The following is a 24863-nucleotide window of genomic DNA, read 5'->3' as shown; positions in this document are numbered from 1 at the left end:
CCCGGGGTCCCGCGCGCCCGCGGCGGTTGAATCGCCCTGTCGCGTCCGGAACCCGTGCGGAGGAGTGAGACGTGGGCGAGAAGCAGCGTGCCGGGCGGGACCGTACGGTCCTGGTGACCGGCGGGACCAGCGGCATCGGCGCGGCCGTCGCGCGGCGGTTCGCCGAGTCGGGCGCCACCGTGATCGCCGCCGGTCTCGGCGCGGAGCGGGCCGCGGGCGCGCTGCCCGGGAACGTGCGCGCCGTCGAGGCCGATGTGACGCGCGGCGCCGAGCTGGAGGAGCTGCTGGCCGGGCTGGACGCGCTGGACGTCCTGGTGAACGCCGCCGGGGTGATCGCCCGGGGGCAGGAGCACGACCCCGAGGTGTTCGCCCGCGTGGTGGCGGTCAATCTGACCGGGACGATGCGGGCGTGCGCGGCCTCCCGTCCGCTGCTGCGCGAGGCGGGCGGGGGCGGCTGCGTGGTGAACATCGCGTCCATGCTGAGCTTCTTCGGCGGCCCGAAGGTGCCCGCGTACACCGCCAGCAAGGGCGGCGTCATGCAGCTCACCAAGGCCCTCGCGGTGGCCTGGGCCCCGGAGGGCATCCGGGTCAACGCGGTGGCGCCGGGCTGGATCCGTACGGCCCTCACCAGCGAACTGCACGAGGACGCGGACGGCGAAGCGGCGCGGCGGATCATCGAGCGCACGCCGATGGGCCGCTGGGGCGAGCCCGCCGACGTGGCGGGCGCCGTGGACTTCCTCTGCGGCTCCGACGCGCGGTTCGTGACGGGCGCGGTGCTGCCCGTGGACGGCGGCTACCTCGCCGCATAGCCCCATCCCGCCAGGAGAGAGGAAGAGGATCATGACCGCCGCACAGGGTACGCAGGGCCCCGTCATCCCCGAATCGGCCGTCGTCCCGCCGGAGATCGCGGTCGCCGCGGTGCCGGACGACGACCGGGTGTGGGTGCCGCAGGCGCCGGACGTGTGGTTCCGGCCGCTGATGTTCAACACGGTGACGGGCCAGTGGTGCAACCTGCTCAAGGTCACCAGGTCCGGCATCGTCTCCCGGCACCGCCACCCGGGGGTCGTCTTCGGCTATGTGCTCAAGGGCAGGTGGCACTACTACGAGCACGAGTGGGTCGCGGAGGCAGGGCACTTCGTCTACGAGCCGCCGGGCGAGATCCACACCCTCGCGGTGCCCGAGGACTGCGACGAGATGATCACGTTCTTCAACATCGCGGGCGCCATGGCGTACGTGGACGGGGACGGCACGCAGACCGGCTACGAGGACACCTTCACCAAGATCGACATGTGCCGCGCGCACTACGCCGCCAACGGCCTCGGCGCGGGCTACGTCGACCAGTTCATCCGCTGAGCCGTACGAGCCCGGGCCGCTGGGTAGACCCGGGCATGGACATAGGCAGCGTCCACCACTACCGCATCGACTGGATCGCCAGCTTCGTCGCGGTCGCGCACCACGGCGGCTTCTCGGCCGCCGCCAAGGCGCTGTACCGCTCGCAGCCCCGGGTCAGCAGCCATGTCGCCGAGCTGGAGCGACTGCTCGGCACGCGGCTGCTGGACCGCTCCGTGCAGCCCGCCGTCCTCACCCCCGAGGGCCGCGGGCTGCTGCCGCACGCGGAGGAGATCCTGCGCCGCCTCAACGTGCTGGCCGACCTCGCGGGCGGCACGGTCTGCGGCCTGGTCCGCCTCGGGGCCTACCCGAGCGCCGCGTCCTATCTCTATCCCCTGGCCGTACGGGCGCTGCGCGAGCGCCATCCGCACGTGCGGCTCGTGCTGCGCGAGGGGCCGAGCGTGGCGCTGGGCACGGATCTCGTGGAGGGCGACATCGACCTGGCCGTACGGCCGCTGCATCCGCTGCTGAACTCCGACGAGGTCGCCAGCCGGGTGCTGTGGCGCGAGCCGCTCGTCGCGGTCTTCCGCTCCGACCACCGGCTGGCCTCGGCCCCGTCCGTACGGCTGGCGCAGGCGGCGCGGCTGCCGGTGATCAGCATCGGCGAGAGCGGCGAAGGGCACGGGCGGCAGTACGAAACGAATCTGGCCTTCGCGGGCGCCGGGCTCAATCCGGTGATCGCCGCGCAGACCAACCAGCCCCAGACGCTGATCTCGCTGGTCCGGCACGGCCTGGGCGTAGGCGTCACCAACAGCCTCGCGATGACCACGGCGAACACTGAGGGCGTCGCGCTCGTCCCGATCGCCGACCCGCACTCGGAGCGGGTCGTGGCGGCGTGGTGGCGGTCCGGGGACCCGGTGTCCCCCGCCGTGGAGGCCGTGCGGGACGTCATCGCCCGGCTGCCCGCGCCGCGCTGGCCGTGGACCGGGGAGCAGCGGGGTGCGGAGCCGGTGGAACGAACGGGACCGGCCGGGCCTGGCGCGGAGTGACCGGGGCGGCCCGGGGCAGCGGCTCGGTGCCGGGCGGGACGGGCGCGGCCAGGATCTCCCGCAGCAGGGTGCGTGCCGCGGGGCTCAGCGCCCTGGTCGAGTCCCAGTGCACGCCCACCTCGCGGGCGCAGGGCGCGTCGAGCCTGCGCACGCGGACGTCGCGGGTGTCGGCGGTGGCGACGGCGAGCTGGTTGGTCACGCCGACGCCGAGATCGCCGCGGACGAGCGAGACGAGGGTCTGCGGCTGGTTGGTGGCCTGCACGGCCTCGGGCTCGAACCCGTAGGCGCGAAAGGCGCGGTAGGCCTCGAAGCCCACGCCCTCGGGCGAGCCGAGCCGTCCGATGGTGATCAGCGGATAGGAGGCGACGGCCGCGACCGGCAGCGGGTCGGGCAGCGCGTCGAGCGGGTGGCCCGGCGGGTGCACGACCGAGAGCGGCTCCTGCCACAGCCCGTGCCAGCGCACCGAGGGGCCCGGAGGGGGCGCGAGCGGGCGCAGATAGATCTCGACCTCGCCCGCCGCGAGCGCCGCGTCCAGCTCCAGCGTGGAGCGTTCGACGAGCACGACCTTGAGCGCGGGGCGGCCGTGCGCGAGGTGGCTCAGCAGTCCGGGCACGAACGCGGCGCCCGCGCTGGGGTGGCTGCCGAGCGCGACGACGCCGCGTGCCGCGTCGCGGCGCGAGGCCATCGCCTCCTCGGCGCTGCCCAGCCGGCGCAGGATCGCGCGGGCGTGCCCGGCCAGCACCGAGCCCGCCTCGGTCACCTGCACGGGGCGCTTGCTGCGGTCGAACAGCTCGACTCCGGCCTCGCGTTCGAGCGCGGCCACATGCATGCTCACCCTCGGCTGGGAGCGGTGGACCGCCTCGGCGGCGGCGCTGAAGCTCCCGGTGTCGATGACGCCGAGGAACGAGACGAACCATTCGAGTCGGACTTCCGGTCGCAGCATGTCTCTTGCTGTACCGAAGGGGCTGAGCAGCGACAAGACGGGCCCCGCAAAGCGAATGAGCCTCGATCCGTTTTCCGAATAGCCGTATGCGCGGCGGACGCTTCCTGCCGGGCACGGCCCGCTCGTACGCTCGCGATCTCCCCCTCCCGCCCCTCCGCTCCCGGTGAGGAGTCCGCTGTGGCCGCGAAAGCCAACCCTGTCGGGCGCGTCAGATGGTCGATGATCTGGCTCGCCTTCGGCGCCGTCACCATCAACTACCTGGACCGCGCCAACCTCGGTGTGGCCCTGCCGTACATGACCGACGAGCTGGACCTGTCGAAGACCGCGACCGGGCTGCTGCTGGGCGCGTTCTTCTGGACGTACGCGGGGTTCCTGCCGGGCGCCGGGTGGCTGGTGGACCGGTACGGGCCGCGCCGCATGATGGCGTTCGCCGTCGCGGCCTGGTCGGTCGCCACGATGCTGGTCGGCGCGGCGACGGGCTTCCTGGTGCTGCTGCTGATCCGGCTCCTGCTGGGGGCCGTGGAGTCCCCGGCGTACCCGTCGAGTTCGCAGATCGTGGCGCGCTGGTTCCCGGTGCGCGAGCGGGGCATGGCGGCCTCGATCTTCGACAGCGGCGGGCGCGCGGGCACGGCATTCGCGCTGCCCGTCACGGCGGCGGTGATCGCGCTGCTGGGCTGGCGCGGCTCGTTCGTGTCGGCGGGCGTCGTCGGGCTGCTGTACTGCGCGTTCTGGCTGCGCTTCTACCGCGACCCCGACGAGCACCCCCGGCTGACCGCCGAGGAGCGCGCGTACATCCGCGAGGGCGGCGGGCAGAGCGCGGATCCGGGGGTCGAACCGATGCCGTGGCGGCGGCTCTTCCGCTACCGGACGGTGTGGGGCATGGTCGCGGGCTTCTTCTGCCTGTCCTTCGTGCTGTACTTCTTCCTCACCTGGTTCCCGTCCTACCTCGTGGACGAGCGCGGCTTCGACCTGCTCAAGCTCGGCTTCTTCGGGATGCTCCCCGCGATGCTGGCGATGCCCGCGCAGTGGGCCGGGGGCTGGCTCCAGACCCGTCTCATCAGCCAGGGCCGCAGCGTGACGTACGCGCGCAAACTCCCGCTCATCTCCGGGCTGCTGCTCTCCTCGGTGATCGTGCTGGCCGGGGTGGTGGAGAGCGCGTGGCTGGCGCTGGCCCTGCTCGCGGTCTCGCAGTCCGCGCTGTGCTTCGCGGCGTCGAGCCTGTGGGCGCTGCCCGCCGACGTGGCGCCGACCCCCGCCAACGTGGGTTCGCTGGCGGGGATCCAGGGCTTCTCGTCCAACGCCGCCGGGTTCATCAGCCCGCTGGTCGTCGGCGCCCTGCTCGACGCCTTCGGCGGCTCGTACGTGGTGCCGCTGACGGTCGCGGGCGGGATGTCGGTGCTGGGTGCGGTGATCTACGGGGTGGTGATGCGGGACGTCGTCCCGCTGGGCACCGGTACCGGGGAGCGGGCTACGGCTTCCACTTCTCCGCCGCCCGCCCGTTGAGGTCCCACACGAGCTCCCCCGCGCGGACGGTCAGCTCCGTGACCAGCTTCCGCTCGCCGTCCACGCGCTCGCCGAAGCTGTCGGCGTAGCCGAACCTCCCCTTCTCCAGGGAGAAGAGGGCGAGGTCGGCGGGGGCGCCGGGCGAGAGGTTGCCGAGGTCCTCGCGGCCGATCGCCTGTGCGGGCTTCCAGGTGGAGGCCCGCACGACGTCCTTGAGGGGCATGCCGAGCGTGAGGAACTTGGACATGACGTTGGACATGTCCTTCATGCCCGCGTTCATGCTGCCGGTGTGCAGGTCGGTGGAGATCGTGTCGGGCGCGAAGCCCTCCTTCATGGCGGGCACGGCGACGTCCCAGGCGAAGCTGCCGCCGCCGTGCCCGACGTCGAAGAGGACGCCGCGCTCGCGCCCCTCGTGCATCCCGGGGTTGAGCCTGCCGTCCTCGCCGAGTTCGCCGCGCAGCCCCGAGTAGGCGTGGGTGTAGAGGTCGCCGGGGCGCAGCTTCTCGGTGAGGAGCCGGTCGAGGGGGCGTTCGGGGTGGTCCTCGCCGAAGTCGACCATCACCGGGACGTCCGCCGCCTCGCCCGCCTCGACGGAACGCTCGACGGGCGTCCAGTCCTTGCCCTCGTAGTGCGCCGTCTTGATGCCGGTGATGACGCCGGGGTGGGCGCGGGCGACGCGTGCCGCCTCCTTCGCCCTCATGTCGCCGAGGTCCTGTTCCTTCGCGCCTCCCGCCATGCCGTGGCCGACGATGTTGAGGAAGGCGAGGACGCGGGTCTTCGAGGGCCGGATGACGTCCTTCTCGTACGCGTCGAAGTTCCGCCAGCCCGGCGAACCCGCGTCCACGGCCGTCGTCACGCCGGAGCGGAACGTGAAGCCGTCCGGCGGCACGCTGAGCGCCCCGTCGGCGTAGGCGTCGCCGTGCCCGTTGTAGAGGTGGGCGTGCAGGTCGACGAGGCCGGGGGTGACGTACTGGCCGGAGGCGTCGACCGTCTTCTTCGCGCGGGCCCCTTCGAGGCTCCGCGCCACCTTGGCGATCTTCCCGTCGCGGACGGCGATGTCGCGCCGCCCGTCGACGTGGCTGCGCGGGTCGATGACGTGACCGCCCCGGACGAGGAGGTCGTACGGTCCCCCGGCGCGCGGCGCCTTCGCCGACGGCCCGGGCGTACGGATCGCGTCCGCCGCCACCGAGGCGCCGAGCACCAGCGAGAGCACGGCGGGTACGGCCGCCCAGTGCGCGCGGACTCTCATGCCCTTCCCTCTCCTCCGGGCCTCAGCGGACGGCGACACAGTCGATCTCGACCAGGGAGTCGCCGGGGATGCCGCCCTTGGCGGCGATGGTGGTGCGGGCCGCGGGCTCGGGGCCGAAGCGGCCGAGGTAGACCTCGTTCATGGCGTCGTAGTCGGCGAGGTCGCCGAGGTAGACGTTGACCTTGAGGACGTTCGCCATGGAGGAGCCGACGGCCTCCAGGTTGCGCTCCAGTTCGTCCAGGACGTGCGCGGTGTGGGCGCGGATGTCGCCCTCGAAGTGGGCGCCGATGCCGGAGAGGAAGACCAGGCCGCCGTAGGTGACGACGGGGCTCATCAGCGGGTTCTCGGGCGGCTCGCCGCCGGGGAAGTGGACCTCCTTCTCGGGCCGGTGCCGTCCCTCGCGGTCCTCGGCGGCCGCGGGCTGCGCGGCGGCCACCGCCGGGACGGCGGCCACGGCGGCGACGGCGGGGGCCTTGCGGATGAAGTCGCGGCGGTTCGAGGTCACTTGTCCTCCTGGGTCGCGGATGCGGACTGGCGGCGGGCCTTCCAGCTCGCCGTGAGGTACTCGCCCATCGAGAGGTCGCCGCTCATCGCGCCGTCCTCGACGGTGCCGGTGAAGGTGAAGTCGAGGGAGTCGCCGTGCTCCTCGCCGAGAACGCTGCGCAGGGTGAGGGTGGCGCCGCTGACGCCGCCCGTCGCCTCGCGGGTGACGAACTCGCCGGTGTGGGAGCCGGTGACCTCGGCGCCCCGCTGCGTGAGCTTGAGCCGGTGGGCGTGCGAACTGCCCGCCGCGTAACGGATCGTGAGCTTCCAGGTGCCGCTCACGTCGACGGACGGCGGCCGGGGTTCCGCGGGCGCCGGTGGCGGGTCCTTGAGCAGCGCGACGAGGTGCCGGGCGAGCGTCTTCTCGTCGCCGGGCTGGAGCATGTAGGGGGTGATGAGGACGCCGGTACGGCCGGTCTTCTCGTCGGCCGCCTCGTTGAGGGCGATGCGCGGGGCGCCGTCCGGGCCCTCGAAGAGGGTGTCCGTCACGGTCTTTCCGGAGACGCCGAGCTTCTTCCCGTCCCACAGGACCTTGAGGGAGGGGGTGCGGTTGGAGAGGCCCTCGGGCTTCACCGTCTCGGTGGTGACGCCCTCGACGGCGCGGACCCTGCGGGCGATCGAGCGCAGCCAGGACGTCCAGCGCGCGTACTCGGCGTCGTGGTCGCGGCGCAGCCACATCTCGACGGCCGTGAGCATGCCGACGGCCTCCTCCTTGCCGACCTTGAAGCCGCGCGCGAAGCCGTGGTGCGGGGCGCTGTGCACCCACGCGGCCCGCACCAGGTCCTCGCGGCCGAGCAGCAGCCCGGCGGTCTGCGGGCCGCGTATGCACTTCCCGCCGCTGTACGCGACGAGGTCGGCGCCGCGCTCCAGGTGGACGTTGGGGACGGTGAGGATCTCGGCGGCGGCGTCGACCAGGACGGGCACGCCGTGCGGCTTCGCGGCCCGGGCGAGGGCCCGCGTGTCCAGTTCGCTCTCGTCCACGCGCGGCCCCGCCATGACGTAGATCAGCGCGGTGCGGGGCCCGAGGGCCTCCTCCAGCTCCGCGCGGTCGGAGACCTCGACGACCTTGAGGCCGACGGCGCTGACTGCGGCCTCGTAGACGTTCCGCGAGTGCTTCGGGATGATCGCCTCGGTGCGGGCGAAGCCCGTGAGGTCCGGGAGCCGGACGTGCAGGTCCGGGTTGCCGCCCGCGACGCAGGCGGCGGTCGCGTGGGTGAGCCCGGCGGCGCAGCCGGAGCTGACGAGGCCGAACCCGGCGCCGGTCAGCTCGCCGAGCCGCTCCCCCACCGCGTCGGCCAGCTCGTCCAGGTGGACGTAGTGCCGTGCCGCCGCGTCGATGGCCTCGCGGACCTCGGGCAGCATCAGCGAGCCGCTGAGGATGGTGAAGGTGCCCCGCGCGTTGATCACGGGCCGGACGCCGATCCGGCCGTAGACGTCCGTGGCGCCGGTGACGCCCGGCGGCTCCGCCGCCTCGGCCGTGCCCGTGGCGCCCGTACCGACGCCCGTGAGGAGCGGGCCGAGGGCGAGGACCCCGCCGGCCCCCGCGCTCCGTTGGAGGATGTGACGACGAGAAAGCGCATCAGTGCCCATCACGGCTCCCAGCCACCTCGTGAGTCAGGATGGCGACCACGGTAGGGAGCCTGTGGCCAGGCGTTAAGCGCAGTTTCCGGATGACAGTATTCGTTTTCCGGATCATCCGCGCCCGAGCCGTGTCCAGGCCGTGCCACCCCCGTCCGGGGCCGTGGCCGCCCGCCCGTCACCCGTACGGGCGCCGTGCGCTGGCCGGTGCGGGCGCGGGCACCGAGGCTCGCGGAGAGAAGATTCCCCGCGTCCCCGGCACCGCGGCCGGGCCTAGGAGTGCCAGTGGACCGACTCGGCGCACGCTGGCCCGCCTACGGCAGGTGGGTGCCCTGGCTGCTCATCGCCGCCGGTATCGCGGTCGACGTGTTCACGCCCCCGGTCTTCACCGGCTCGCCGCTCCTCGCGCTCGCGGGGCTGCTGGCCGCGGTGAACTCCACACTGCGGCACACCCTCGCCGTGGTCGTCGCCGCCGTGCTCGCCATGCTGCTGCTCGGCCTCATCGGCAGCCAGGCCCGCGCCGGGCACGATGTGGTGGACATCATCAACGTGACGTTCGCCGGGCTGATCTCCATCGACGTCAACCGGCTGATCGCCCGGCGGGACCGCAGGCTGAACACCGCGCGTACGGTCGCGGAGGCCGCCCAGGTCGCGGTGCTGCCGACACCCCCCAAGACGCTGCGCGGGCTCGACATCGCCGCCAGCTACCGGGGCGCGGAGGCCGAGGCGCGGGTCGGCGGCGACCTGTACGCGGTGGAGGAGGCGCCGTGGGGCGTGCAGTTCCTCGTCGGGGATGTGCGCGGCAAGGGGCTGGGCGCCGTGGGCACGGCCGCCGTGGCGCTCGGCGCGTTCCGCGAGGTCGCGGTGCGCACCCCCGACCTCGGCGTCCTCGCCGACGAGATGGAGCGCTCCCTGCTGCGCGAGGCCCGGCACCGCGAGGGCACGCCCGTGAGCGAGGGCTTCACCACCGCGGTCCTCGGCACCTTCACGCCGGACCTGTGCGAGGTGCGGCTGCTGAGCCGGGGGCACCCGGACCCGTACCTCTTCGTGGACGGCGCGGTCAGGGTGCTGGCCTCGGAGGAGCCCGGGGTGCCGCTCGGCCTGGGCGAGCTGACGGCGGGCGAGCCGGTGGCGGAGGCCTTCCCGGTGCCGCCGGGCGCGATCCTGCTGCTGGTCACCGACGGGGTCACCGAGGCGAGGGGCCCGGGCGGAACGTTCTACGACCCGGTGCGGCGGCTCGACGGACGGCGCTTCCGCTGCCCTGAGGAGCTGCTCACGGCGGTCGCGGAGGACGTACGGGAGTGGACGGGCGGGCAGCGCGACGACGACATGGCGCTGCTGGCCCTGATGCGCCCGGCCGCGCCGCACCCGCCGGGCCCGGAGTGACGGGCCGGACCGCCCTCCCGTCACACGGCGGTCACCGCCCCGCGGTTGCCCCGACGATCTTCGGCCATCAGGATGATCGCCGTGTCAACTCACGTATCGACCACGCCCCTTGGCGACGCCTGGCCGCCCGTCCGCTCCCCCTGGCCCGCGCGCGACGCGCCGCTGTACGGACAGGACTTCGCGCGGGACCCGTTCTCGTACTACGCGCGGCTGCGCGGCGCGTTCGGCCCCGTGGCCCCCGTCACGCTGGAGGAGACGGGCGCCTTCCGCGGCTACCTGGTCCTGGACCACGCCCACCAGTTGGAGATCCTGCAGAACCACGGCCACGTGTGGACGCGGGACTCCCGCTGGTACCGCGACCTGGCCGAGGGCGCCCTGCCGCCGGACCACCCGATGATCCCCCAGTTCACCTACCGGCGCAGCCGCCTGTACGCCGAGGGCCGCGAGCACGACCGCCTCTCGGGCCCCGGCAACAAGGCGCTGGGCGAGCTGAACCTGCTGCGCACCCGCGACCTCGTCGAGGACCTCGCGGACCAGCTCGTCACCTCGTTCTTCCGGGACACCCCGCCCCGCGACCGCAACGACGTGGACATCCTCGGCCAGTACGCGCTCCAGCTCCCGCTGCTCGTCATGATGCGGCTGATGGGCATGGACGAGGGCAGCGCCCTGGCCACGGGCGACGCGATCCACGAGATGCTCAGCGGCGGGCCGGGCGCCCAGCGCGCCGCGTCCGAACTGGACTCCCGGATGCGGGCCCTGGTCGAGGAGAAGCAGCGCTCGCCGGGGCCCGACCTCGTCTCCTGGATGCACCACCACAACCGTGAGCAGCCCGTGCCGCTGGACGCGCACGAGCTGAGCGAGGAGGTGTGGCTGCAGATCGTCGCCGGGCGCGGGGCCTCCACCACCTGGATCTGCAACACCGTGCTGGAGCTGCTGACCAATCCCGAGCTGAACGCCGACGTGATCGCGGGGCGCTGCCCGATGGACGAGGCGATGAACCGCGTGATGTGGGTCAACGCGCCGATCCAGAACCTCATCGGCCGCTGGGCCACCCAGGACACCACGCTCGCCGGATACCGCGTCAACGCCGGGGACATGGCGATCATCTGCCTCGGCGCGACGGGCGCCGACCCGGCGATGCTCTCGGCCAGCTTCGACGTCTCCCGCACCAACAGGTCGCACCTGGCCTGGGGCGCGGGCTCGCACGGCTGCCCGGCGCACGAGCTGGGCACGCTCATCGTCCGCGCGGGCCTGGAGGTGCTGTGGAACCGGCTGCCGGGCCTCCGGCTCGCCGTCCCGGAGGAGAAGCTGACCTGGGAGCTGCCGTACATCGCGCGGTCCCCCACCGCGCTCCCCGTCTCGTTCCCCTTCCCGCCGACGGCTCCGACGAATGGACAGCAGTGGACAGCACAGCCCGGATTCATCTCGAACCCGCCCCGGCCGATCTCCACGGAGCCGAAGGCCCGGCCCTCCGCGCCGCAGGGCCGGTTGCCGAGGTGGCGCTCCCTGGTGGCGTGGTGGCCAAGGCGGTGACCACGCGCGAGGCGAGCGCCCTGGTGATGGGCGACCCCCGCTTCGCCAAGGACATCGCGCACTGGGGCGCGCACGCGCGCGGCGAGATACCGGCGGACTGGCCGCTGCTGTTCATCGTCGAGGGCAAGGGCCTGCTCACGACCGACGGCGAGGCCCACCGGCGGCTGCGGACGCCGGTGCAGCGCGCGATCTCCCCGGCCCGCGTACGGGCGCTGCGCCCGTACGTCGAGGCCATCACCGACCGGCTGCTCGCGGACCTCAAGGACGTGCCCGCCGGAGAGGAGACCGACCTGCTCGCGCGGTTCGCGCTGCCGCTGCCCCTGGAGGTCATCTGCCACCTGCTCGGCGTCCCCGAGGACGGCGCGCTGCGCGAGGAGCTGCGGGAGCTGTCGGCCGCGGCGATGAACTCCGAGGCCGGGGCCGAGGAGGTCCAGCACACCGTGGGGCGGCGGTTCCCCGCGACGCTGCTGGCGCTGATCGCGCAGAAGCGCGCGGACGGCGACACCGACGACCTCACGATGGACCTCGTCGCGGCGCTGGACGCCGGGGAGCTGACGGAGGCCGAGGTCGTGGGCAACCTCGTCGTCACGGTCATCGGCGGCCACGAGACCACGGCCAACCTGATCTGCCACGCCGTCAGGGGCCTGCTCACGCACCCCGGCACGCTCGACGGGGCCCGCGCCCGGCAGGAAGCGGGCGAGGACCCCTGGCCCGACGTGGTCGAGGAGGCCCTGCGCTGGGAGTCCCCGAGCCGCAACGTGATGTTCCGGTACGCCGCGGAGGACGTGGACGTCGGGGGCGCGGTGATCCGGAAGGGCGAGGCGGTGCTCGTTCCGCTCCCGGCGGTCCAGCGCTGCCCGCACGCGTTCCCCGGCCCGGACCCGGACGCGTTCGTGCCCGGCCGCCCGGAGGCCTCCCGCCATCTCGCGTTCGGCCACGGCCCGCACCGCTGCCCGGGCGCGCCGCTGGCGCGGCTGGAGGCTGGGATCGCGCTGCGGCGGCTCTTCGAGGCCTTCCCCGGCCTGACGCTCTCCTCCCGCCCCGCGCCCCGCGTCCCGTCCCTGGGCATCAACGGCCTCCAGGAACTGCCGGTGCTGCTGGGCTGATCCGCGCCGCCGGGTGCGGCCGGGAATCCGGTCGCCCCGGCCGCGGAGCGCTGTTACGTTCCGCCCGTGGACCTCTTCTCGACTACGTGGACGGCGCTGCGCGCGGCCGTCGCCGACCTCTCCGACGAGGACTTCGCACGCCCGTCCGGCTGCGCGGGCTGGCTCGTCCGGGATCTGGCCTGCCACCTGGTGATCGACGCGCAGGACGTCCTCATCACCCTCGCCACGCCCGCGGAGGGCGAGCCGACGGCGGACGCGGTGACGTACTGGAAGGTCGCCGACACCCCGCCGTCCGGCGACGATCCGCTCGACGCGCTGATCGTGCGGCTGGCCGCGGCGTACGAGGACCCGGCGCTGCTCAAGTTCCATCTGGACGACGTCGGTTCGGCCGCGGGCCGCGCCGCCGGGCTGGCCGACCCCGCGGCCCGGGTGGCCACCCAGGACATGGTGCTCACCGCGGGCGACTTCCTCTCCGCTTACGTCCTGGAGTGGACGCTGCACCACCTCGACCTGGTCGCGCACCTCCCGGACGCGCCGGGGCCGCCCGCCGAGGGGCTGGCCCGGACGCGGGAGATGCTGGAGAAGATCGCGGGCGCGCCGTTCCCCGCGTCCCTCTCCGACACGGACGCGCTCCGGATCGGCACGGGCCGGCGCGCCCCGGGCGAGCCGGAGCGTGCCGCACTGGGCGACCTGGCCGCGCGCCTCCCCCTCGTCCTCGGCTGAGCGCTCCGTCCACCGGCGTGGCCGGGGCGCCACGGTCGCCGCGGCCTGCCCGGCGGTGGCGACCGACCAGCTATACACCTCGTGTATAGTTCCGGCGAGGACGCGCCGCACGGCGACCCGACCACTTACGGAGGACGGATGAACGAGCCGTCGAACGCGGGGCGGGAAGGCGCCCCGCCGCGTTTCCGAGTCGAACTGGTGAGCCCCGACGAGAGAATCCGCCGCACGACCCAGGTGCACGCGGACACCATGGAGGAGGCCCTGGCCAAGGCCCGCGGGTCCGACGGGTGGCCGGACGCCGGGCCCGGCAGCGACCCGGACCGGTTCCGCGTGGTGGAGGCGGCCGAGGAGAGCGCCGAGGGCGAGGCCCGGCGGGACAGGAACGCGCGCCGCCGCTACCTCAACACCATCGTCGAGTCCGGCCTCACGACGCTGGGCAGGTCGGTCCCCGAGCGCCCGGACGCGGAGTTCGCGGACATCCTGTGCGACTTCTTCGTCCGCGCCGTCGTGCTGCCCGGCCACTCCCCCTTCGCCCCCGGCGCCCCCGGCGACGCGGAAGGCGCCCGCACGACCGGCCGGCACGACGAGTCCGCCGTACTGGCCGAACTCCTCATCGGCCATCTCGCCGCCCACGGCCTGACAGTCGCGCGGGTCGCCGGGGACGAGGACGCGAAGACGCACGGCCCGACAGCCTGAGCCCTCGCCTCGACGGCCGGATCGGATCGGTCGCCCGGAGCGACGAGTCGTGTACGGATAGTCTTGCGCACCACGGGAACAGCCGGTGCCGTCCGGCCCGGCCGGGGAGACGAGCAGGGGTGCGCCATGGGTCATGACTTCTTGACCGCCAAGCTTGAGTTCGGGTTCGACCATCTCGACGCCGACGGCGACGGCCAGTTGACCGAGCAGGACCACAGGGCGATGGGGCGCTCGGTCGCCGAGTCGCTCGGCCACCCGTCGGGTTCCGCCGAGGAGCAGCGCATCGTCGATGCCTACGTACGCATCTGGCGGGACCTGCATCTGCCGTACATCCCCGGCGGCGGCGCCTCGCTGAGCAGGGAGCAGTTCCTGCGCTCCACCCGCTCGCTCGCCGACGACCAGGAGGCCGCCCGCGGCACGCTGGGAGCACTGGCCGAGGCGTTCCTGGAGGTCGCCGACGCCGACGCCGACGGCCGCGTGAGCCCCGAGGAGTTCTACGCCTTCCAGCACGGCCACTTCCCCACGCTCAGCAGGGAGCGGGCCGACGAGGCGTTCGCCCACCTCGACCGGGACGGCGACGGGGCGCTCTCCCGCGAGGAGTTCATCTCCGCGATCATCGAGTTCTGGACCAGCACCGACCCGAAGTCCCCCGGCACCTGGTGGACCGGCACCCAGAACTTCACCCCGTAGGAGCCGCCCGGGGCTGAGCCGCCAGCCCGGCGGGGCGAGCATTTACATAAGCGGTGAATATAAAAGTGCTATGCTCCGGGCATGAGCCGCCAAGACGCCGCACCTGACGCGTCAGCCGCCATCGGGGCAGCCCTCTACGGCCTGGCGACCAGGGCCACGAGACGCCTGCCCCGGGACATGAGCCTGACGTCCGCCGCCACCCTGGCCACCCTGGACCGGACCGGACCGCGGCGCATCACCGATCTGGCCGCTGTCGAGGGCGTCACCCAGCCCGCGATGACCGCCCTGGTCCGGGTGATGGAGGAGTCCGGGCTGGTCGAGCGGCGGGGCGACGCGTCCGACAAGCGGGTCACGCTGGTGTGCCTGACCGAGGCGGGCGCCGCCTACGTCCGGACGCGGCACCAGGCGGGCGTCCACGCGTTCGAGCAGTTGATCGGCGAGCTGACCGACGACGAGGTCGAGGCGCTCGTGGCGGCCCTTCCGGCGCTGAAGCATCTGACAGAGCTGGAAAGCCGACGCCCGTCCACACCCAAGACCAACCCGTAACCGGATCTGCTCATCCCCACACTGGAGGTTCCATGCCCAAGGGCTACTGGGTCAGCGTCTACCGGACCGTTCCGGACCCCGAGAAGCTGGCCGCTTACAACGAGCTGGCCGGTCCGCCCGTCGCGGCCGAGGGCGGCCGGACCCTCGTTCGTGGCGGCCGGGTCGCGGCGTACGACGGCGGGATCGCCGAGCGCACCGTCCTGGTCGAGTTCGACAGCTTCGAGCAGGCGGTCGCGGCGCGCGAGAGCGCGGCCTACCAGGAGGCGCTGGCCGCCCTCCCCGACGGCGTCGAGCGCGACTTCCGCATCGTCGAAGGCCTCGACTGAAACGGGCCGGCCAGGGGGTGGTGTCTTGTGGATCAGGGTGGGTGAAGGAGCGGTGTCCGGTGCCTGCGATCGCAAGGCGCCGGAGCGCCCTCGTAGCGGAGCTACCAGGGCGATTCGGCAACGCCGCGAGCGTGCGTGCCGGACACCGCGACGCCGCGGGCATTGGTCAGACACCCCCTAGTCCTCCAGGCGGATCGTCGAGCCGGTCTCCAGCAGGGACTTGAGGTTGGAGAGGATGACCGGCCAGCCCTCGCTGATCGCCTTCAGCATCTCGCTGTCCGGCACGAAGCCGTCGTGGGTGAGGGTGAGCCTGACGCCCTCGCCCATCTGCTCGCTCTCGAACGTGACCTGGGAGATCGGCTCCTTCTGGTGCTCGGCGAGCTGCTCGTCGCTCCAGCCGAACATCTCGGCGATCTCTGGCGTGTAGTTGTGCCAGGTGTACGACAGCTTCCGGTACGGCTCGGCCTCCAGGACGCGCTGCCCGTAGTCCTTGTAGTCGGGCCCCATCTTCCACCGGACGACCGCGCCGGGCTTCCACTCGTCGGCGTCGGGGCCGGTGTCCTCGTGGTACCGCCGGATGAGATCGGTGTCGGTCAGCGCCTCCCAGAGCTTCTCGGGGGTGGTGCGGATGACGGTGACGTAGACGAACTCCATCGGCGATCTCCATGAACATATCGATCAAGCGTGCGAGAACGGGGTAGCGGGCCGCAGGGCCGGAGAGGTGAGGGCCACGGCACAGATCCACCATCTGCTCCACCGCTGCGGATCACGGCACCGACCCCTCAGAATCGGTCACGTGACCAGGCATATCACAACCAATCGGACCGACGACGCAACGCCGTCGGGTGCGCGTGCCCCAGGGGAGGCGGGCCCCGGCCCCGGGTCATCTGCGGGCGGCGGTCTCGGAGGGCAGTTCGGCGAAGCGTGCACGGTACTCCCCGGCGAAGCGGCCCAGGTGTGAGACGCCCCACCGATAGGCGATCGTGCCCACGGGGTCGGCGGAGGCCAGGATGTCCTCGCGAATCCGGTCGAGCCGCAGGTTGCGGACGTAGGCCATGGGCGAGAGGCCGAGCCGGGCGCGGAAAGCGAGGCTGAGGGTCCGCGGGCTGCAGCCCGCGGCACCGGCGATGCCGTCGAGGCTGAGGGGCTCGGCGAGGTTCGCTTCGATGTACGCGAGGGCTGCCCGCAAGGAGCGCGGGACGCCGGGTTGAGGACCGCCGTGCAACTGACCGGTGTGCGAGTGCGGCTGGGCCAGCAGCAGGGCGGTGACGAGGGAACGCAGTTGGCTGCGCTGCAGCTCCGCACGCTGGAACAGGGGGTCTCCCGAGTCCAGTTGTTCGAGGAGGGAGCGGACCAGCAGCCGCACGGCGCGGCCCTTGGACCTGGCCAGGTCGAGGGCGAAGTCGAAGCGCACGGTGGACACCGGCGGGTGCCCGGTCAGCGCGGCGAATTCCTGGTCGACCAGGGCGGCGTCGATCCGCAGGCCCAAGAACCGCGTCCGCCGGCTGGGCAGGGGCCGCAGTTCCTGGATGTCTCCGGGGTTGGCGATGCCCGCCGTCGCTTCGTCGAGGGTCGCCCGCAGACCGCCGCACGAGGCCGAGATGGCACCGGCGACTCCGATGTTGAGGAAGTAGGAGCCTCGGTCACGGCCCGTGGCCGAGGCGACGCGCACGTCCAGCGGCGAGACGAAGTAGCCCACCGCGAAGTCGTGTGCGGCCACGCCGCGCAGCTCGTGATCGCCGCCGCACAGCTCGTCCAACGGCGAGGTGGCGATCGAGCCGCCGAACAGGCTGGTGGCGGCGTTGAGCAGGTCGACGGGGTTCCGGGATCTGGTGATGACGTGGTTGCGCAGCGGGGTCGGCACGATGGTGGGTCACCTCCCTGGGGGCTTATTGTCGGCCATGACAGCCGGTATGTCCGGAGCCGGGGCCGGGGGCCGGTGCCCCCGGGGGGGGCGGAGGGCTACCGGGGCGCGTGGGCGCCGGTCATGTGGGCGGCGAGGTCCTCGGGGCGTATGAACGAGGGCGGCGGAGGAGGCCCCCACGAGTACAGGCCCTGGGCGCCCTCCAGCTCCTCCGGCGTCCAGAGCTGGTCCTCGGGAACGCAGTCCATGTCGGAGTAGTACTCGCTGAAGTTGCCCGCCGGGTCCTTGAGATACCAGAAGAAGTTGGATCCCGCGTAGTGCCGCCCCAGTCCCCATACGTGCCGCTCGGGGCGGCCTTCCAGCATGGCGGCGGCACCGCGGCCGATGTCGTCGATGTCGTCGACCTGCCAGGCGGTGTGGTGCAGGAAGCTGACCGGGGAGCGCAGCACGAGGAGGTTGTGGTGGTCCTCCGAGCAGCGAAGGAAGCTGCCCTCTCCCTTGATGTGATCGCTCACCCGGAAGCCGAGCCCGTCCACCAGGAAGCGCATCGTGCGTTCCTGGTCGGTGGACCCGAGCACCGCGTGTCCCAGCCTGCGCGGACGCACGGGGTCGGTGCGCAGCACACCGGGCGCCCGGCCCGCGGCCCGTTCCGTCCGGCCGGGCCCGTTGTACGGGGTCGGCGGGACGATCGGCTGCCGCAGGCGGGGGCCGATCTCCAGGGTGGCCCGCAGCCCGGTGGCATCGTCGACGGCGACGAGCCGGCCGCCCTCCCGGACGCAGCCGACGTCCAGCGCGCGCAGGGTCCGGGCCGCGCGGTCCAGGTCGTCGGGGTCGTCCACCCCGACGACCACGTCCAGCAGCGTGCGGAACGGGGCGGCCACGATGCGGAGCTGCCGGCCTCCGTCCCGTGTCGAGAACCAGCCCTCGCCTTCGGGACGCAGCCCGAAATCCGTGTAGTAGGCGGCGGTCTCCTCGACGTCGGGCACTCCCATGACTATCGACTGCAGACGGTGCAATGGCATGGTCCGTCTCCTTGTCCTTGTAGGTCGTGACCGGGGCGTCTCTCGCGCCCCGGCGTCAAGCGGCGACGAAGCGCTGCCGCAGCTCCCCGATGCCCGTCACGGAGCTGACGAGCGTGTCGCCGTCCGCCAGCCAGCGCTGGGGGCTGCGCCCCATGCCGACCCCGGAGGGGGTTCCGGTGAAGAGGAGGTCGCCCGGGAGCAGCGGGGTGACCTTCGACAGCCGGTGGATCAGCTCGGGGACGGTGAAGACCAGGTCCCGGGTACGCCCCTTCTGGACCTCTTCGCCGTTGAGCCGGCAGTCGAGCGCGAGGTCGTCGGGGTCGTCGAACTCGTCGACGGTCACGACCCAGGGGCCTACGGGCCCGAAACCGGGGAACGACTTGCCGAGGGCGAACTGCGGCGGCGTGGCGGCCATCTGCGTGATCCGCTCCGAGAGGTCCTGGCCCACCGTCAGTCCCGCCACATGCGGCCACGCCTCCCCGGCGGTCACCCGATACGCCTCCCGCCCGATGACCGCGACCACCTCGGCCTCCCAGTCGACGTGGCCGCCCGGCGGCAGTGTGACGGTCGCGCGGGGCCCGGTGAGGGAGGCCGGGAACTTGGTGAACACCATGGGCTCGGCGGGGACGTCGAAGCCGGACTCGTCGGCGTGGTCCCGGTAGTTCAGGCCGATGGCGAAGATCTGCCGGGGTGCGGGAACGGGCGGGCCCAGCCGGTCCTCGTCCAGCGGCTCCCCTTCGATGGAGCCGAGGTCGGCGGCGCTCGCGAAGGCGCGGAACCCGTCCCAGCGTTCGTAGGCGGTCTGCGGATCCGGACCGAACCGGCCTTCGCTGAGCGTCTCCACGTCGAATGCGCGCCGGGTGGCGGGGTCGATCAGCACGAGGCGTTCATCGAGGTTGGCGATGCGCATGGGGAGCTCTCGATTCGTCGGTACGGCGGGAGGAGGACAGGGCCGTGTGTGCGGCCAGGCGGTCGGCGAACCAGTCGGCGACCAGTGTGTGCTTCTCCAGCGAGTGGTTGTAGAGGCAGTGGTCGCCGTCCGGCCATTCGTGCCAGGTCTTGTCCTGGCTCGCGGCGCCCGCGTACAGGGCGCGGGCGTTCTCGACGCGGAAGACCCGGTCCGGGGTGCCGTGCAGGACCAGCAGGGGGCAGGTCAGGCGGGACAGGCCGGCGGGGCGGAGCCGTAGCTCGGCCAGGGCCTTGAGGGCCCGACCGGTGTCGGCGGCGCCGAGCAGCAGCCGGGCCTTCTCCGCCATGCGCGGGTAGCGCCGGGGGAATTCGACCGGGGTGGTGGTTCCCCCGTTGACGCAGCACGCCTCGATGCGGTGGTCGTCGATCGCGGCCGCGGCGGCGAGGAAGCCGCCCATGCTGTTGCCCCAGACGCCGACGCGGTCGCCGAGCGCGTGGTTGCCGCCGATCCAGGTGACCATGGCGGAGAAGGCGCCGGTGAAGTCGGGGCCCAGGTGCAGGCCGGTGAACAGCCTGGTCTCGCCCTGTCCGGGAGCCTCGGCCAGCAGTACGGCGACACCCCGGTCCAGCAGGTGGACGGCCCCGCTGTGGTACTCCTCGCGCCAGCCGTCGAAACCGCCGACGACGATGACGGTGGGCGGCGGGTGCGCGGTACGCGGCCTCAGCAGCCAGCCGCGCAACTGCCCGCCGCCCCAGGGGACGGCCATGCGCTCGGCCGGCGGGTCGTACAGGGCACCGGCCCGGCCGAAGGCGTCGATGAGGTGCCGGTAGAGGAGGATCTTGTCCGGATCGCTGTCGGGCAGCGGGACCTGGCCGAAGCGGTGGCAGGCGGCCGCGGCGAGATACCAGTCGCGGGCGGTGCGCCGGTGTCCCGCCGCGAGTGCGGAATCCGCGCGTTCGGCATCGCGCAGGCCCAGGGCGAAGGCGGCCCGGTGCCAGGTCTCGCCCCGGTCGGCACGGGCGTACAGTTCCACGGCGTCCGCCCAGTCCATGCCGTTCCCCAGGAGGCGCTGGAGCGGCATGGCCCGCTTGTGTGCCTGGTTGGCGGCGAGCACCTCGGGCGACGGCCCCTCGGGTGGCGGTGGCCCGGGCGCGGCCGTCGGGCGTTCGCCGGTCATGCGGGCGTCTCCGGCAGGTACGCGCGCAGTTGGTCGCGCAGCGAGTCGACAAGTCCACCCGCCTCCTCGCCGCGTGCCGCGCCGAAGACGTAGAAGTCCGGCCGTACGAGGGCGAGTTCGGCTTCGTGCGCGGTGAGCCACCGCGTCGCGTCGCCGTCCAGGTCGATCACCGCGCCGGGCACCCCGGCGCGGGTGAGGTGGACGATACGGACGTTCAGCAGCCGCAGGAACGCGTACTGCTCCGCGTCCAGCGGAAGCCGGTCCGGCGGCAGTGTGGTCATGAGGGTCCAGCCGTCGCCGACGACGTCGTCGAGGAGGCCGGTGTACCCCTGCCGGTGCACGCGCGGCTGTACGCCGAGCGTGCCGGCCGGCCCGGCGGGAGCGCCGTCCGCGCCGCGGTGCAGCAGCCCGCCGGTCAGCACGGGGAACGGCGGTGGCGGGGGGACGTCGCCGGCCAGGTACGCCCGGTCGCGGGCGGCGGCACGTGCGGGGTCCGTGAGGCACACGACGCGGCCCAGTTCCCTCGACATGGTGGTGACGCTGCGGGCGTGCGGTCGGCGTTCGGCGGTGTACGTGTCGAGGAGGGAGGCATCGGACCGCCCGGAGAGGACCAGGTCCAGCTTCCACGCCAGGTTGGCGGCGTCCCTGAGGCCCGCGCACATGCCCTGCCCCATGAACGGCGGCATCAGGTGGGCCGCGTCGCCGATCAGCAGCGCCCGGCCGTGTCGCCAGGAGCGGGCGAGCAGCGAGCGGAAGGTGTAGACGGTGCGCCGGATGAGGGTGGCCTCGGCGGGGGTGATCTTCCACCGGGACAGCAGCTCCCAGCAGCGGGCCTCCTCGGTCATCTCCTCGGCGCTCTCGCCGGGCAGCAGCATGAACTCCCAGCGGCTGTGGGCACGGCCGAGCCATCGGAAGAGGGAGACCGGCCGCGCGGGGTCGCAGAGCTGGGCGGCCTCGGGCATGTCGATCCGGAGGCCGGGATCGTCCGGCTCGATGTCGACGACCAGCCAGTCCTCCTCGAAACCGAGGTCCTCCCTGTCGAGCCCGGCGGCCTCACGGACGGCCGAGTTGGCGCCGTCGGCCCCGATGAGCCAGGCCGCGGTGACGGTACGGGTGACGCCGTCGGGCCTCCAGACGCCGTCGACGGAGGTGCCGTGGGCGAGGGCGACCTCGACGTGGTCGTCGTACCAGGTGAACCCGGTGGCGTGCCAGCCCCAGTGCAGTTCCGCCGAAGGCCGGCGCCGCACGGCGGCCAGCAGCGCGTCCTGCAGATCCGGCTGGAACATGAGGTAGTCGGACTTCCACCCCGAGGGGGTGGGCCTGCTCCAGTCGAGGTGCAGCAGCAGTTCGCCGTCGGCGTTGAACCAGTCGTAGTCGTGGACGGGGATGGCGTACGGCTCGAAGTCGTGCGCGGCTCCGGCGGACTGCAGGATGCGCATGGTCTCGTGGTCGAGGTGACCGGCCCGGGGCAGCGGATACGGGGCGGGCCAGCGTTCGAAGACGCCGACCCGGTGGCCGTACCGGCCGAGCAGCGCGGCCATGGCCTGCCCGACCGGGCCGCAGCCGATCTGGACGACGTCGTAGTCCCAGGGCGTGCCGGGCCCGGCTGTCATGGCGTCTCCCGTGGGTGCCCGGTGAGCGGTGCGGCGTCCAGCAGCACGAAGAGGAGGGTGCACGGAGCCTCGGACCGGTTGTCCCAGGCGTGGCCGGTGCCGCGTTGGATCAACACGTCGCCGGGGCGCATGACGGTCTCGTCCGTACCGACGACGGCCACGATCTCGCCGGTGAGGACGACGGCGTAGTCGAGCGAGTCGGTCCGGTGCGTGTACGGCTCCTCGCCCGGCTCGCGCGGACCGAACTCGACCACGCGCAGCGTTCCTCCGCCGGCGGGAGGCGGCAGCGGCACGTCGGGGCCGACCGGGTCGGCGTAGGCGCCGTCGTTGCGCGGCCCGCCCTGGTACGTCCACAGGTCGGCCACCCGCGCCCCGGCGGTGGTCCGTACGTGCGGGCAGACGGCGTCCTCCACGATGGCGGGCCGGCCCTCGGGGGTGTGTCCGGTGACGATGCGGCGGACGCGGGGCATCAGACGTTCCTCCCGTCCGTGCGCCGCCACAGGACGTAGCTGGCACGGGCCTCGCCGCCCATGTCCATCGGCGGGGTGTCGAGTTTCAGGGTGTCGGCGTCCTCGAAGACGCACACGCGCTTCAGGCCGGTCCCCACGAAGTTGGGAAAGGTGGCGATCCGGACGTGGTGGACGACGGTGTCCGTCGCCTCGTCGAGGTCCCAGGTGCCGGCGTAGGCGATGAGCGAGCTGTAGGCCGCGGCCTTCTCCTGCGGGCTGCCGCCGTCGAGAGAGGCGTCGGTGAAGCGCGCCCGGTCCTTCAGCGTCAGATGGGCGCTCATCGTCCCCTCGGGGGTGTAGATGAGCAGGCCGGTGCAGCGCTCGGCCGGGCCGAGGGGCGGGTCGGTGGGGCCGGCGTCGGAGAAGACCTTCCAGTCGGCGAGCCGCCAGCTCCCGACGAGCCGGGTGCGCAGAGGTTCCACGGGGCTCCTCCCCCGCTCACATCGGCGGGGCCGTGAACAGCCCCGGGTCGACGTCGTTGTGGGACTTGGCGGCGATGAACTCGTCCATCTCGTCGGCCGTGCCCCACTGGTCCGCGTTGGCCGGATCGCGCAGGTCGAAGAGGTGAGGGTGCCAGGTGTCCTCGTCCAGGATCTCCAGCTCGGTCGTGTACTCGACGGTGTTGCCGGCCCGGTCGAGGAAGTAGCTGAAGGAGTTGTCACCGGCCCGGTGCCGCCCCGGGCCCCACAGCCGCTCGATGCCCAGGCGCCGCATCCGGCCCGTGCCGCGCAGGAACTCGTCGATCCCGCGCATCTCGAAGGAGGCGTGGTGGAAGGCGGCGTGCGGGCCGCGGACGATGCCGAAGCTGTGGTGGAAGGTGTTGCACCGCAGGAACCACATGATCTCGCCGCGCTCGCCCAGACACATCGTGTCCGAGAGGCGGAACCCCAGGTGCTCGATGTACCAGGCCACCGTGGCCTCGGGGGTGGGGGAGTTCATGAGCACGTGGGAGAGGCGCACGGGGACCGGCTCGCGGGCCTCGATCCTGCGGTGCCGCCGTGCGGTGACCTCGGCGGAGACCTCGACCACGCGGCCCTCGTTGTCGAAGAAGCGGACCCCGTAGCCGCCCCCGGGCGTGTCCAGCGCTCGCGGCTCGTGGACCAACCGCACGCCCCGCGCGGCCAGTCGGGCCGCCAGCGTGTCGACGTCGGCGGCGGAAGCGGCCCCGAAGGCGATGAGGTCGGTGCGCTTCTGGACGTCCTCGCGCAACCGCACCACGTACTGCTCCGGCGAGCCCTCGGCCGCCAGGAACGAGACGCCGGTGTCACCGGCGGTCTCCGTCAGCCCCCACAGCTCGGTGTAGAACCGGTGCTGCTCGGCGAAGTTCGGCATGGCGACATCGATGTGCCGCAGGTGGGTGATCAGACTGCTGTCGCTCATGGTGTGCACTCCCTCAAGCCGTGCTTGGTCAGCTCAGTCGTTCGGTCAGCCAGTCGAGGACGGTGGGCAGCACGGGCCCCTCGCCCATGTGGCCGCCGGGGAACATCCGGGCCGTCTTGGGGCCTCCGTGCTCAAGGGCCAGACCGAGGTCGGCCGAGGCGTTCTGCAGGTCGTCCTTGCCGTTGACCAGGAGCAGCGGGCAGCACGGCGTGTCCAGTACGCCCTGGTCGAGCAGGGAGAGTTCGGGGCAGCGGCGGACGTAGTCCTCGAAGGTGCTGCCGCCGAAGATGCGGGCCCTGGCCGGCATCAGGTCCATCAGATAGGACGAGGCGTCGCGGCTGCGCTCCTGCCACGCGGGCTGGAAGGTCAGATGAACGCCCCCGCCCCAGTTGACGGCGGCGGTCAGTCGGGCGCGGTGGGTGTGGGCGAGCTTCATCGCCCAGTAGCCGCCGAAGGAGAGCCCCAGCGCCGCGACCCGGTCCGCGTCCAGGTCCTCCTGCTCGCGCAGCCAGGCGAAGACGGGGTCCCACTGCCGTTCGGCGTCACGGCCCGCGTATACGGGTGACTGGCCCACCCCGGGCATGTCGATGTGCAGCGTCGCGAAACCACGTTCGCGCAGCATCCGGCCGCGCGCGTAGCTCTCCTCCTTCCAGACGTCGATCCCGCCCCACATCATGACCACGGGCGGGCGCGCCGCTCCCGCGGGCGGACGTGCCACGAAGAACCGCAGCACCTCGCCCTCTCCGGCACGCCCGTCGAAGGGCAGCGCCACGTGCTGGACGGGCACGCGCTCCAGCGCGGAGACCCGGCCGAAGAACTCCACGGCCCGGTCGTACGCGTGGAGCTTCGCCGGGTGCAGCGGGGAGGGGTAACGGCCCAGGAAAGCGAACTGGTACGCCTGCCACCAGTTCTCCAGCGCCGCCTCGCGGTCGCCGCTCTCCTCGGCCTCGCGCGCCCGGGTCGCGAAGTCCTCGGCGCCCGCCAGCCAGTGCCCGGCCCAGGACCGGGGATCCGTGCCCGGAAGACTTTCGATGTGCCGCGCGGCGGCGTCGTGATCGATGGCGTTGAAGGGGTTCTTACGCTGTTCCAGGTGCTCGCGCAGCCATTGCTGAGCCTCGGGCAGGGTTCGGGAAGGTGCAGTGGGCATGTGTCTCTCCTTGTCCGCCGCGCGAACGACGGGCCGACTGG

The 24863-nt window shown here is 72.9% G+C and carries 26 protein-coding genes; 12 read left to right on the top strand and 14 right to left on the bottom strand.

Annotated features, from left to right (window positions below):
• Positions 1–71 precede the first annotated feature (71 nt).
• Genes ABD343_RS31085 through ABD343_RS31075 form a run of 3 tightly spaced genes read left to right on the top strand, consistent with a single transcriptional unit; the run spans position 72 to position 2378 of the window.
• Positions 72–809, top strand: a complete 738-nt coding sequence (locus ABD343_RS31085; RefSeq protein WP_344532965.1) for an SDR family NAD(P)-dependent oxidoreductase — start codon at positions 72–74, stop codon at positions 807–809.
• 31 nt (positions 810–840) lie between these two features.
• A complete protein-coding gene (locus ABD343_RS31080; RefSeq protein WP_344532964.1) occupies positions 841–1353 on the top strand; it encodes a 2,4'-dihydroxyacetophenone dioxygenase family protein in 513 nt (170 codons plus the stop codon).
• Positions 1354–1388: 35 nt separating this feature from the next.
• A complete protein-coding gene (locus ABD343_RS31075) occupies positions 1389–2378 on the top strand; it encodes a LysR family transcriptional regulator (RefSeq protein ID WP_344532962.1) in 990 nt (329 codons plus the stop codon).
• Here ABD343_RS31075 and ABD343_RS31070 read toward each other — a convergent pair.
• A complete protein-coding gene (locus tag ABD343_RS31070) occupies positions 2278–3321 on the bottom strand; it encodes a LysR family transcriptional regulator (RefSeq protein ID WP_344532960.1) in 1044 nt (347 codons plus the stop codon). The two genes, ABD343_RS31075 and ABD343_RS31070, sit on opposite strands and share 101 nt — an antisense overlap.
• Before the next feature lie 177 nt (positions 3322–3498).
• On the opposite strand from ABD343_RS31070, the gene ABD343_RS31065 reads away from it, so the two are divergent.
• Positions 3499–4824: an MFS transporter gene (locus ABD343_RS31065; RefSeq protein WP_344532958.1), complete on the top strand. Its 1326-nt coding sequence runs from the start codon at positions 3499–3501 to the stop codon at positions 4822–4824.
• Here the strand turns inward: ABD343_RS31065 and ABD343_RS31060 are convergent.
• From ABD343_RS31060 to ABD343_RS31050, 3 genes are read right to left on the bottom strand one after another with little or no spacing between them, the layout of a single operon-like run.
• Positions 4790–6073, bottom strand: a complete 1284-nt coding sequence (locus tag ABD343_RS31060; protein WP_344532956.1) for an amidohydrolase/deacetylase family metallohydrolase — start codon at positions 6071–6073, stop codon at positions 4790–4792. The genes ABD343_RS31065 and ABD343_RS31060 overlap by 35 nt on opposite strands.
• A 22-nt stretch (positions 6074–6095) precedes the next feature.
• Positions 6096–6578 (bottom strand): RidA family protein, encoded by a 483-nt coding sequence (locus ABD343_RS31055; RefSeq protein WP_344532954.1) that lies wholly within the window; start codon positions 6576–6578, stop codon positions 6096–6098.
• Positions 6575–8206, bottom strand: coding sequence for an aminotransferase class V-fold PLP-dependent enzyme (locus tag ABD343_RS31050; RefSeq protein WP_344532953.1), 1632 nt, complete (start codon positions 8204–8206; stop codon positions 6575–6577). Before ABD343_RS31050 ends, ABD343_RS31055 begins: the two co-directional genes overlap by 4 nt.
• Positions 8207–8479: 273 nt before the next feature.
• Between ABD343_RS31050 and ABD343_RS31045 the strand changes: the two genes are divergently transcribed.
• From ABD343_RS31045 to ABD343_RS31010, 8 genes are all read left to right on the top strand, one after another.
• A complete protein-coding gene (locus ABD343_RS31045; protein ID WP_344532951.1) occupies positions 8480–9580 on the top strand; it encodes a PP2C family protein-serine/threonine phosphatase in 1101 nt (366 codons plus the stop codon).
• A gap of 81 nt (positions 9581–9661) precedes the next feature.
• Entirely contained in the window at positions 9662–11113 is a 1452-nt protein-coding gene (locus ABD343_RS31040) for a cytochrome P450 family protein (RefSeq protein WP_344532949.1), read from the top strand.
• Positions 11095–12219 carry a cytochrome P450 gene (locus ABD343_RS31035; RefSeq protein ID WP_344532947.1) on the top strand — a complete coding sequence of 375 codons (1125 nt, stop codon included), beginning with the start codon at positions 11095–11097 and terminating at the stop codon, positions 12217–12219. The genes ABD343_RS31040 and ABD343_RS31035 overlap by 19 nt, the downstream gene beginning before the upstream one ends.
• A 66-nt stretch (positions 12220–12285) precedes the next feature.
• Positions 12286–12942, top strand: coding sequence for a maleylpyruvate isomerase N-terminal domain-containing protein (locus ABD343_RS31030; protein WP_344532946.1), 657 nt, complete (start codon positions 12286–12288; stop codon positions 12940–12942).
• 138 nt (positions 12943–13080) lie between these two features.
• Positions 13081–13638, top strand: coding sequence for a hypothetical protein (locus ABD343_RS31025; protein WP_344532945.1), 558 nt, complete (start codon positions 13081–13083; stop codon positions 13636–13638).
• Between the two features lie 141 nt (positions 13639–13779).
• Positions 13780–14328, top strand: coding sequence for an EF-hand domain-containing protein (locus ABD343_RS31020; RefSeq protein WP_344532943.1), 549 nt, complete (start codon positions 13780–13782; stop codon positions 14326–14328).
• An 81-nt stretch (positions 14329–14409) separates the two neighbouring features.
• Positions 14410–14874: a MarR family winged helix-turn-helix transcriptional regulator gene (locus ABD343_RS31015; RefSeq protein ID WP_425578317.1), complete on the top strand. Its 465-nt coding sequence runs from the start codon at positions 14410–14412 to the stop codon at positions 14872–14874.
• A 32-nt stretch (positions 14875–14906) separates the two neighbouring features.
• The gene (locus ABD343_RS31010) at positions 14907–15200 is read left to right on the top strand and encodes a DUF1330 domain-containing protein (RefSeq protein WP_344532942.1); all 294 of its coding nucleotides are present in this window, start codon (positions 14907–14909) and stop codon (positions 15198–15200) included.
• A 177-nt stretch (positions 15201–15377) separates the two neighbouring features.
• Here the strand turns inward: ABD343_RS31010 and ABD343_RS31005 are convergent, their stop codons facing one another.
• From ABD343_RS31005 to ABD343_RS30960, 10 genes are all read right to left on the bottom strand, one after another.
• Positions 15378–15854 carry an SRPBCC family protein gene (locus ABD343_RS31005; protein WP_344532940.1) on the bottom strand — a complete coding sequence of 159 codons (477 nt, stop codon included), beginning with the start codon at positions 15852–15854 and terminating at the stop codon, positions 15378–15380.
• A gap of 229 nt (positions 15855–16083) precedes the next feature.
• Positions 16084–17064 carry a helix-turn-helix transcriptional regulator gene (locus ABD343_RS31000; RefSeq protein WP_344532938.1) on the bottom strand — a complete coding sequence of 327 codons (981 nt, stop codon included), beginning with the start codon at positions 17062–17064 and terminating at the stop codon, positions 16084–16086.
• A gap of 98 nt (positions 17065–17162) precedes the next feature.
• Positions 17163–18086 carry a VOC family protein gene (locus tag ABD343_RS30995; protein ID WP_344532936.1) on the bottom strand — a complete coding sequence of 308 codons (924 nt, stop codon included), beginning with the start codon at positions 18084–18086 and terminating at the stop codon, positions 17163–17165.
• Positions 18087–18141: 55 nt separating this feature from the next.
• Positions 18142–18996: a fumarylacetoacetate hydrolase family protein gene (locus tag ABD343_RS30990; protein WP_344532934.1), complete on the bottom strand. Its 855-nt coding sequence runs from the start codon at positions 18994–18996 to the stop codon at positions 18142–18144.
• On the bottom strand, positions 18974–20173 hold the full coding sequence (locus ABD343_RS30985) for an alpha/beta hydrolase family protein (RefSeq protein WP_344532932.1): 1200 nt from the start codon (positions 20171–20173) through the stop codon (positions 18974–18976). The genes ABD343_RS30990 and ABD343_RS30985 overlap by 23 nt, the downstream gene beginning before the upstream one ends.
• On the bottom strand, positions 20170–21786 hold the full coding sequence (gene mhpA, locus ABD343_RS30980; protein ID WP_344532930.1) for a bifunctional 3-(3-hydroxy-phenyl)propionate/3-hydroxycinnamic acid hydroxylase MhpA: 1617 nt from the start codon (positions 21784–21786) through the stop codon (positions 20170–20172). The genes ABD343_RS30985 and mhpA overlap by 4 nt, the downstream gene beginning before the upstream one ends.
• Positions 21783–22256, bottom strand: a complete 474-nt coding sequence (locus tag ABD343_RS30975) for a cupin domain-containing protein (RefSeq protein WP_344532928.1) — start codon at positions 22254–22256, stop codon at positions 21783–21785. Before ABD343_RS30975 ends, mhpA begins: the two co-directional genes overlap by 4 nt.
• Positions 22256–22717 carry a lipocalin-like domain-containing protein gene (locus ABD343_RS30970; RefSeq protein WP_344532926.1) on the bottom strand — a complete coding sequence of 154 codons (462 nt, stop codon included), beginning with the start codon at positions 22715–22717 and terminating at the stop codon, positions 22256–22258. Before ABD343_RS30970 ends, ABD343_RS30975 begins: the two co-directional genes overlap by 1 nt.
• Positions 22718–22733: 16 nt before the next feature.
• Entirely contained in the window at positions 22734–23675 is a 942-nt protein-coding gene (locus tag ABD343_RS30965; RefSeq protein ID WP_344532925.1) for a VOC family protein, read from the bottom strand.
• Between the two features lie 28 nt (positions 23676–23703).
• Positions 23704–24822: an alpha/beta hydrolase family protein gene (locus tag ABD343_RS30960; protein WP_344532923.1), complete on the bottom strand. Its 1119-nt coding sequence runs from the start codon at positions 24820–24822 to the stop codon at positions 23704–23706.
• Positions 24823–24863: the final 41 nt, after the last annotated feature.

Origin of the sequence: Streptomyces albiaxialis (genome assembly GCF_039530985.1) — a bacterium.
In the GTDB taxonomy this organism is placed as follows: Bacteria; Actinomycetota; Actinomycetes; order Streptomycetales; family Streptomycetaceae; genus Streptomyces; species Streptomyces albiaxialis.
This window is presented reverse-complemented; position numbering and strand designations above follow the sequence as displayed.